Annotated in this window: 2 protein-coding genes; one reads left to right on the plus strand and one right to left on the minus strand. The window is 77.7% G+C overall.

Annotated elements, in window-relative coordinates; translation table 11 throughout:
- Positions 1 to 655: TM2 domain-containing protein (locus NH602_RS30745; RefSeq protein WP_253069675.1), on the plus strand; the 655-nt coding region annotated here is incomplete at its 5' end.
- A 130-nt stretch (positions 656 to 785) separates the two neighbouring features.
- Here NH602_RS30745 and NH602_RS30750 read toward each other — a convergent pair.
- Positions 786 to 1,418, minus strand: coding sequence for an NUDIX domain-containing protein (locus NH602_RS30750; protein WP_073575225.1), 633 nt, complete (start codon positions 1,416 to 1,418; stop codon positions 786 to 788).
- Between the last annotated feature and the right edge of the window lie 114 nt (positions 1,419 to 1,532).

The raw sequence follows: 1,532 nt of genomic DNA on the forward strand, positions 1-1,532 counted from the left end.
CGACGGGCACAGCGGTGACGCCGAGCGCACCGCGCGCTTCGCGGTTCCCGGCCCGACCCGGGCCACCCCGTACCCGGATCCGTCGGGCCACCCCGCGGCGGGCCCCTACCCGGACCCGTCGCCGACGACGGCCGGTCCCCGCCCCCCGTGGCCGGCCCCCGGGGCGCCCGGCTACCCGGGCGCGGGGTACCCCGGCGGGACGTACCCGTCCGGGACGTACCCGTCCGGGCCGTACCCCGACGGCGGCCCCGCGGGCTTGTCCCCCGGCGGCGGGTTCCCCGGCGGGCCGGCGTGGGCCGCCGGTGCGCCGGGCTGGGCGTCCGGGCAGCAGCAGTACCCGGGCGCGGCCTACCCACCGCACCCCGGGCCCCCGTCCTACGGCCCGTACGGATACGACCCGTCCGCGCCGTACGGCCGCGAGCCCTACTCGGGGCTGCCGTACTCGGACAAGCAGAAGATCGTGGCGGGGCTGCTGCAGCTGTTCCTGCCGTTCGGCATCGGCCGGTTCTACTCGGGCCACACCGGTCTGGCCGTCGCGCAGCTGCTGGTCACGTTCCTGACCTTCGGGATCGGCGCGATCTGGTCGTTCGTCGACGGGATCGTGGTGCTCGCCGGGTCGCCCCGGGACCCGGAGGGGCGTCCGCTGCGGCCCTGACCACCGCCCGGCGCGGTCACCCGTGGGCGCCGCCGGGCGGACACCCGTCGGCGCGGCAGGCCGTCACCCGGAGACCCTGCGCGGTCACGCGTCGCCGCGGCCCGCAGTCACCCGTCGGCGCGGCGGAGGATCACTCGTCGGCGCGGCGGGCGAAGCGGAACGGGCGGTCGGCCCACTCGGCGTCGACCGGGCGCGGGTCGAACTCCCCGGCCAGCACCGCGCGGGCCGCGAGCAGCCCGGCGCAGGACACCGCGTTGACGATCTCGCCGGAGAACACCATCCCGACGGCCTCGGCGATCGGGATCCAGCGCAGCTCGAGGTCGGCCTCCTCGTCGTCGCCCAGGTCGGGGCGGGGCTTCTCGACGAGCTCGCGGGCGAGGAAGATGCGGACCGACTCGTCGGAGAACCCGGGTGAGGGCACGACGTCGAGCAGCACCGACCAGTCCGACGCCGACAGCCCGGCCTCCTCGGTCAGCTCCCGGTCGGCGGTGACCGCGGGGTCCTCCCCCGCCACGTCGAGCAGGCCGGCGGGGAGCTCCCACAGCCGTCGCCGGACGGCGTGGCGGTACTGGTGCAGCATCCGGACCCGCCCGGCCTCGTCCACCGCGACGACGGCGACCGCCCCCGGGTGCTCCAGGATCTCGCGGGTCGCGACCCGGCCGCCGGGCATGACGACGCGGTCCGACCGCAGCGCCATGACGCGGCCGGAGTAGATGTCGGTGGCCGAGCGGACCGGGAAGTCGTGCTCACCGGGGCGGGTCACCGGGTCATCGCCCGGCGGATGCGCAGTTCGATCACCCGTCGGACAGTAGTCGCCGGGCCCGGCCCGTGCGGGGCGCGCGGGCCGTGCGGACCGCGCGCCGCGCCCGGCGGCAGG

The sequence above is a fragment of the Pseudonocardia sp. McavD-2-B genome, assembly GCF_024124365.1.
Classification (GTDB): Bacteria; Actinomycetota; Actinomycetes; order Mycobacteriales; family Pseudonocardiaceae; genus Pseudonocardia; species Pseudonocardia alni.